General features: G+C 65.0%; 6 protein-coding genes. 2 read left to right on the forward strand and 4 right to left on the reverse strand.

The features are described from left to right. A partial coding sequence (locus JHD67_RS20405; protein ID WP_199101001.1) for an EAL domain-containing protein occupies positions 1-430 on the forward strand: 430 nt, incomplete at its 5' end. Positions 431-439: 9 nt separating this feature from the next. Here JHD67_RS20405 and JHD67_RS20410 read toward each other — a convergent pair. Beyond that, entirely contained in the window at positions 440-2128 is a 1689-nt protein-coding gene (locus JHD67_RS20410) for an AMP-binding protein (RefSeq protein ID WP_199101002.1), read from the reverse strand. Positions 2129-2276: 148 nt separating this feature from the next. Here JHD67_RS20410 and JHD67_RS20415 point away from each other — a divergent pair, with 148 nt between their 5' ends. Beyond that, positions 2277-3572 (forward strand): amidohydrolase, encoded by a 1296-nt coding sequence (locus JHD67_RS20415; RefSeq protein WP_199101003.1) that lies wholly within the window; start codon positions 2277-2279, stop codon positions 3570-3572. 7 nt (positions 3573-3579) lie between these two features. On the opposite strand, the gene JHD67_RS20420 is transcribed toward JHD67_RS20415, so the two are convergent. The 3 genes from JHD67_RS20420 to JHD67_RS20430 all read right to left on the reverse strand — a co-directional run. Beyond that, positions 3580-3831 (reverse strand): hypothetical protein, encoded by a 252-nt coding sequence (locus JHD67_RS20420; protein WP_199101004.1) that lies wholly within the window; start codon positions 3829-3831, stop codon positions 3580-3582. A gap of 295 nt (positions 3832-4126) precedes the next feature. Next, on the reverse strand, positions 4127-4942 hold the full coding sequence (locus tag JHD67_RS20425) for an OmpA family protein (protein WP_199101005.1): 816 nt from the start codon (positions 4940-4942) through the stop codon (positions 4127-4129). Between the two features lie 51 nt (positions 4943-4993). Beyond that, positions 4994-7899: YadA-like family protein (locus JHD67_RS20430; RefSeq protein ID WP_199101006.1), on the reverse strand; the 2906-nt coding region annotated here is incomplete at its 5' end.

Genomic DNA, 7899 nt, shown 5'->3' on the forward strand with positions numbered 1-7899 from the left:
GGATACGCTGGAGCTGGAGTTCACCGAGAGCACGCTGATGGAGCACAGCGCCACCACCCGCCGTCACCTCACCGCTTTGCGCCAGCTCGGCGCAGGCATTGCCATCGACGATTTCGGCACCGGCTACAGCAACCTGGCAACCTTGCGGCAGATGCCCGCGACCAGCCTGAAAATCGATCAATCCTTCGTGCGCGGCATGGGCACCAGCCGCCATGACGAAGCCATCGTGCGCTCGGTAGCCGAGCTGGCGCGCAGCCTGGGCTTCCGCGTGGTGGTGGAAGGCGTGGAAACCAGGCAGCTGTACGACAGCGTGCTCGGCATGGCATGCGACGAAGCCCAGGGCTTCCATATTGCACGCCCCATGCCCGCGGCGGACGTAGCCGGCTGGCTAGCCAGCCACCCGGCGCTGCCCTCGCGAAGCTGGCGATAGAACCAACGCTCAGGGTGTCGCGGTGGCGCCCTGATGCAGTTCCGCGGTCATCGCCTCGCGCATCAGGTACTTCTGCACTTTCCCGGTAACGGTCATCGGAAACGCGTCGACGAAGCGCACATAGTGCGGCACCTTGAAGTACGCCAGATGATGGCGGCAATAGCTCTGGATCTCCGCCTCGCTGCATTCGCAGCCTTCGCGCAGGCGAATCCACGCACATACCTGCTCACCGAACCTGGCATCGGGTACGCCGAACACCTGCACATCCTGCACCTTGGGGTGGGTGTAGAGAAACTCTTCGATCTCGCGCGGATAAACGTTCTCGCCGCCACGGATGATCATGTCCTTGAGTCGACCGACGATGGTGCAGTAGCCATCGTCATCGAGCACGGCCAGATCGCCGGTGTGCATCCAGCGTGCCGCGTCGATGGTCTCGCGCGTGCGCGCGTCGTCTTCCCAATAGCCCAACATCACCGAATAGCCACGCGTACACAACTCACCTGGCGTGCCGCGCGGCACGATGCTTCCGCGCTCATCCACCAGTTTTACTTCCACATGCGGGTGGATGCGTCCCACGCTGTCCACGCGCCGTTCGAGCGGATCGTCCAGGGTGGTCTGGAAACTCACCGGGCTGGTTTCCGTCATGCCATAGGCGATGGTGATTTCGCTCATATGCATGTCGCTCACCACCCGACGCATCACTTCGATCGGGCACGGCGAACCGGCCATGATGCCGGTGCGCAACGAACTGAGATCGAAACGATGGAACTCCGGGTGCTCCAGCTCCGCAATGAACATGGTGGGCACGCCATGCAGACCGGTGCAGCGTTCCTCCTGCACCGCTTCCAGCGTGGCGACGACCTCGAAGCCTTCGCCCGGTATCACCATGCATGCACCGTGCGTGACACAGGCCAGATTGCCCAGCACCATGCCGAAGCAGTGATAGAACGGCACCGGAATGCACAGGCGATCCTGCTCGGTGAGGCGCATGGCCTCGCCAATGAAATAGCCGTTGTTGACGATGTTGTGATGCGTGAGCGTGGCGCCCTTCGGTGCGCCCGTGGTACCCGAGGTGAACTGGATATTCACCGGATCATCGAAACTCAACTGCGTCTGCTGAGTGCGCAGCCGCGCGATGGCGGCATCGTCCGCATGCTCGGCAATGCTATGCCAGGCACGCGTGCCCGGCACGGCCTCCTCGTCGAGCAGGATCACTTCGCGCAACGCCGGCACGCGCTCGGCCAACAGCTGTCCCGGCGCGCACGCGGTGAGTTCCGGTGCCAGCTCTTGGAGCATGTCCAGGTAGTGGGATGACTTGAAGCGGCGCGGCAATACCAGGGCGCGACAGGCGACCTTGTTGAGCGCGAACTCCAGCTCGTGGCGCCGATAGGCCGGATTGATGTTGACCAGGATCAGCCCCGCCTTGGGCGCGGCAAACTGCAACACGACCCATTCCGCACGATTGGGCGCCCAGATGCCGATGCGCTCACCACGCTGCATACCCAACGCCAGCAAGCCCGCGGCCACCCGCTCCACTTCCGCATGGAACTCGCGATAGTTCCAGCGCACGCCCTGCGAGCGCACCACCAAGGCCGGCTGCAACGGATGCGTGGCGGCTATGCGATCCAGCAGTGACCCCACGGTGTCGCCGAGCAACGGCTGAGGACTGACACCATGAACATAGCTTGCCGCGCGCATCGGGTCACCTCGTCGATCGGCAGCCGAGCATAGCACTCGCCCCGCACCACCCAAGACCCTCTCGACTTTGGTAGAGGTCATCCTGCGCCGCTACAAAACCAGCGCGCATGAGCGCTAGGATCGAGGTCCCATCCGTGGAGATTCCACCATGCGCCGCACCGTGCTCGCCCTCGCCCTGACCACTCTCGCCGCCGGTTCCGCCCATGCCGCCGATACCGCGCAGCTGGTGCAGGGTGAATTACCCCAGGTCACCGCGTGGCGGCGTGATATCCATCAGCACCCGGAGCTGAGCAATCGAGAAACGCGCACCGCCGCGCTGGTGGCTGCGCAGTTGAAAAAGCTGGGCCTCGACGTGCATACCGGCGTGGCCCATACCGGCGTGGTCGGTATCCTCAAAGGTGGCAAGCCTGGGCCAAAGCTGGCCATTCGCGCCGACATGGATGCGCTGCCGGTTACCGAGGAAGTGGACCTGCCCTTCGCGTCCAAGGCCAAGGGCGAGTACCGCGGCAAGCCCACCGGCGTGATGCATGCCTGCGGCCACGATGCGCACACCGCCATGCTGCTGGGCCTGGCGACGGTGCTGGCCGGCATGAAGAAGGATTTGCCCGGCGAAGTAATGTTCGTGTTTCAGCCAGCGGAAGAAGGCGCCCCCGCCGGTGAGGAAGGCGGCGCTTCGCTGATGCTGAAGGACGGCGTGTTCCGCGACTTCAAGCCGGACGCGATGTTCGGCATGCACGTGGTCAGCTCGCTCAACGTCGGCACCGTGGCGCTACGACCCGGCCCCACCATGGCCGGCTCGGACTGGTTCAAGCTGGTGGTGCACGGCCGCCAGACCCATGGCGCGATGCCGTGGAACGGCGTGGACCCGATCGTGACCTCGGCGGAGATCATCACCTCCGCACAGACCATCGTCAGCCGCAAGCTCAATATCGGCGAGCTGCCCGCGGTGCTCAGCTTCGGCATCGTGGAAGGCGGCGCGCGCTACAACATCGTGCCTGACCAGGTGGAGTTGCAAGGCACCTTGCGTACGTTTGACGCGGGCATGCGCCAACAGGCCATCGACAACCTCAAGGGCATCGCCGAGCATGTGGCGGCGGCCAATGGCGCCACGGTCGAAACACAGATTCCGGTGGGCGACAGCAACCCGGTGCTGGTCAACGACCCGGCACTCGCCGCGCGCGTGCGCAGCAGCATCGGCAAAGCCATCGGTGCCGAGCACACCATCGAAGCCAAGCCGTGGATGGCGTCGGAAGATTTCGCGTATTTCGCCAAGGAAGTACCCAGCGTGTATTTCTTCGTCGGCGCCACGCCGCAAGGCCAGGACGCGCTGAAGGCACCGGCCAACCACTCACCCAAGTTCTTCATGGACGAAGGCGCCCTGAAGATCGGCATGGAGTCGATGCTGCAGGCCACCCTCGACTACCTGGGCGGAAGCTCGTCCTGAGCCGCGTTCAACGCAAGCCGTACATGCCCAGCACGATAGGCGCCACACCGCCGAGGAACTCCACCCTCGCGGGGGCGCCGGTGCGCTGATAGCGCTCGCGTGCCAGGCGGCGCGCGAGCTGGATGGCGGCGGCTGGGCTGAGCTTGCTGCGCACCAGCTGACGTCCCAGCGTGATGCACCACTGGCGCCCTTCTCCGGGGCGGATGGCATAAATCGATTCCATGATGACTTCCTCCTCGCGGATGGTCGTCTTGGCCACGCACAACCCCGTGGTCTTGGGGATATCGAACCTGTCGTAGTCGGCACCGTGGCGGTAGTGGGCGCTAGGGGGATGGCGCCGCGGGGGTCACCGGTTCCTTGTGCCACCACGGTGCCGACGACGACAGGCTCCTGCCTTGCTGATGTCGTGCTTTGGATAAAAACCAGGTGCAACTTGCATCTGCCCTCAACGACACCGTGATGGTGGTGTTTGGCGCTTAGGGGGAGGGCGCCACGGGGGTCACCGGGTCCTTAAGCCACCACGGTGTCGATGACGGCAGACGCTGCTTCATGGCTCAGGAGGATGTCCGCGCGCTGCCTTTCAGCTCCACCCGGCGATTGGGGGCGAGGCAAGCAATCAGGCGATCGCGCGCTTTGTCGTTGCATTGCACTACCGGATCGGCCGGACCACGGCCCTCCACGATCATCGCCGCTGCCGCCACCCCATGCGCCGCGAGGTAATCGCGCACAGCCTCCGCGCGTCGCCGCGACAGCGCCTGGTTGTAGCCTTCGCTGCCGATGCGATCGGTGTAGCCGGTAATCATGATGTTCTGGATGTGACTGGCGGCCTGCACGCGTTCAAGCAATCCGTCCAGGTTGCGCTTGCCCTCGGCGGTCAGCGTGGCGCTGTCGAAACCGAACAACGCGTCGGACGACAGGCTGATGGTTTCCATCGTCTGCGGCTGCGGTGTGGGCGTCGGCGCCGGCTGGCGTATCTCCAGCAGGCTCTTGCACGATTCGGGCTTCCAGTAATACGCCTTGGCCAGGTGGTGCTCGTCGAACTGCACCTGGAACTGGCACTTGAACGATTGGCCGTCCTCCGTGCGAAAAGCCAGGATGTAGTTCCACTTGGGCACGTCGAACACGCCCTCGCTGAAGTGCGGCGCGCCCAGCAGGTCAAACAGCTGATGCTTGGTCATGCCCGGCGCCAGCTTGCGCAGGTTCTCCACATTGACGAATGCGCCCTCCGGCATGGTGGAACGTGCCGGGTCCGGAAAAACCGGGGCGCCCGAGTTATCGCCGCGCGTGGCGGCGGTGCTGCAACCGAACAGGCTGACACTGGCCGCTATGAGAGCGGGCAATAGCCACCGATGTGCATTGAACTTGTGCATGACGACTCCCCTTGATCGTTGTCCGAAGACCGAGTGATGAGCGCTGAGCGCTCACCACGTCATGCCGGCACCAATCGCCACGCCGCCGTCCCCGCGTGTGTCAATGCTGCCGCTCAATTTGTAGACCCACCGGCCGCCCTGCGAGATGGTCGAGATACCGATGGCCATGCTCGACTCGCCACGGAACGTACCCGCGGATACCGCCGCCATGCTTCGACCCGGCTCATACGCCTGCGGCAAGCCCGCCATCGCCATGCCAGCGGCCACACCCGCGTTGGCACGATTGTTTACGTCCTGAATCTGGCCGCTCAACTGCCCAAAGCGCTGGTCGGTGTAGCCGGCTGCCCAGTTCTGTGCCTGCTGGATACCCGCATTCAATTGGCCCACATTCGCCGCGTCGCTGGTAGCCACGCCATTGGCCACGTTGTGGATCGCCGTGCCGGCGTTGCCGTTGCCCAGCGTGACGCTGCCGTAGTTGACGCTGCCATCCGAATTGGAGTCATAGCGCACGGTGCCTGCCTGCGACGTAGCGACGCTGGCCTGCAGCTGGGACAAGTTCACCGCATCCGTGCCCTGCGTGCCTGCTGCCACGTTGATGATCTGACGCGTGTTGCTGGCCGTGCCCACCGATACCGCGTTGGCACGATCAGCCACCGAACCCTGACCGAGCGCCACCGATCCACTTGCCGTGGCCGATGCTCCCTGACCCACGGCGGTGCCCGAGGCGGCCGTCACCGAAGCGCTTTCACCCACCGCGACGGAGTTGGTGCCCGTGGAGGCGATGGTGGCGTTGGCGCCCAAGGCGACGCTGCCGTCGGCATGCACTTGGGCATTGCCGCCAATGGCGGTGTCGTTGGGGCCGGCGGCGAAGGCAGCGCCACCGATGGCGGTGCCATTGCTGCCTGCCGCACTCGCACCGTTACCCATCACTACCGCGTTGGTGCCACTCGCCACCGCCGTCGGGCCAATGGCGATGCTATTGGTACCGGTCGCCGAGGAGTCACCCAGGGTGGAGTTCACGTTGAAGTACTTCACCGGGCCGCCATTGTTGTTGACGGTGCCACCGCCCGGGGTGATGTTCTTAATGGCGTTGTAGAGGCTGTAGTTGCTGTAGACGTTGGAGGTGTCCTGCGTCCAATACCACATCTGCGCGCCGTTGATGGCCTGCGTGCTGGTGGCATTGATGGCCCCCTGGTGCAGGTTGGCCAGCGTGGTGCCGTTGGTCGCGCCGCCGTCGGTACTGTTGGTTCCGGCGAAGGTAACCGTGGCATGCGTGGTGTCGTCGTACTGCACCGCATCGCCCATGTTTACTACCACGCCCTGCAACTGCGCCATGTTCACCGCATCGGTGGGCGCGCTGCCCGCTGCCACGTTGGTGATCTGGCGCTCCTGACCGGCAGAACCCACCGACACTTCACCGGCCGAGTTCTGCATGCCCGTCAGCCCGAACGCGGTGTAGTTGCTCTGTGCACCGCGCGTGGCGGAAGACGCATAACCCAGCGCCACGCTGTTGGCGACGCTCGAAGTAGCCTGTGCGCCGATGATGGTCTGCGCGTTGGCCGTGCCGGAGGCGCTATCGCCGATCACCACGGAGTGGCCAAGGCGCGCCTGATAGTCGGCCGTCGGTACACCGCTCGGATCGTTGGGATCATTGGCGCCCGCGCCCGGGAACGCACTGGCGGCGGTGACGGCCGGCAGCGTGTGGTTGGCATTGGTGCCGATCACCACTTCCTTCGAGCCGTTGGCGGTGGCGCCATCACCCATCAGCACCTGGTAGTCCTGCGCGGCATTCACTGCCCAGCACGAGGCCTTGACCACACCGAGCACATTGGCGCAGGTGGAGGACCAGGCGGGCGCGCCATTGGGTAGCAGCAGACCGGCAATGCCACCCGCCGCACCATTGTTGACGTTGGTGATGTAGCTGTCGGACGTCACCGCACCAATCAGTGTCAGATGCGAATTGCTGCCCGTGCTGCCGAGTGTGGTGCCGCCCACCGTGGTGAGTACCGTACCGACCGGGGTGAGATTGACCGTGGGAATACCCGCCACGCTCACCACCGAATAGCCCTGGGTGAAGTTGGCCGCATTCACCTGCAAGCCACCGTTGGTGACATAGCCATTGGTGTTGTTGAACAGGCTGTTGCTGGAAGAACCGAGCAACTGCGAGGCCGTACCCACCACGCCGCCATTGCCGACGATAAGGCCCGTGGGCGTGGCCGACGGCGGCGGCACCACCGGAACGGTCTGCGGCGAAGCGGGGCTGGTCGCAGGCGACGTTGCCGGCGAAGAAGCCGTCTTGCCGCCCAATGCACCGGCGAGGCCTGGTACCAGACCATTGACCAGACCCGATGCACCCGGCAGCACACCGAGCAGGTTCTGGCCCGAGCTCGCCCCGTTGCCCGTGCTACCCAACTGCACGCCGGGGACGCTGTTGGCCGTATCGGCCACGGTGTTGAGAAGATCGCTCACCACGGCGCCGACACCGCCGCCTTGACCCACCGCCGTGGGTACGCCGTTGCCGAGCGGCGAGGACAACACGTTGCCCAACGCCTTGTTGGTGTCGGCCAGAACCTGCCCCAGATCCTGCGTCACCGGCTGCAGCGATGAGCTGCTGCCACCTCCCAGCAAGCCGCCCGCACCCGAACCCGAACCCGAACCCGAACCCGCCACGCTGGAGACCACGTTGTGAACCGTGCTCGACACCGGCTGCAGCACACCCGACGTCACACCAGCGAGCGGTGTGCCCTTGGTCGCACCAGCAACCACGCCGGTCACCGCACCCATTACACCATCCACCGTGGCCGGCAGGCTGGACGTTGCGCCACCGGCACCGCCACCCAGCACACCGCCGAGACCCGAGGCAGGATTCGACAACGTGGTTGCCACCGTATGCAGCGTGCCATCGACCGGCTGCAGCACACCCGACGTCACACCAGCGAGCGGTGTGCCCTTGGTCG

Source organism: Dyella sp. ASV21, assembly GCF_016428975.1.
GTDB lineage: Bacteria > Pseudomonadota > Gammaproteobacteria > Xanthomonadales > Rhodanobacteraceae > Dyella.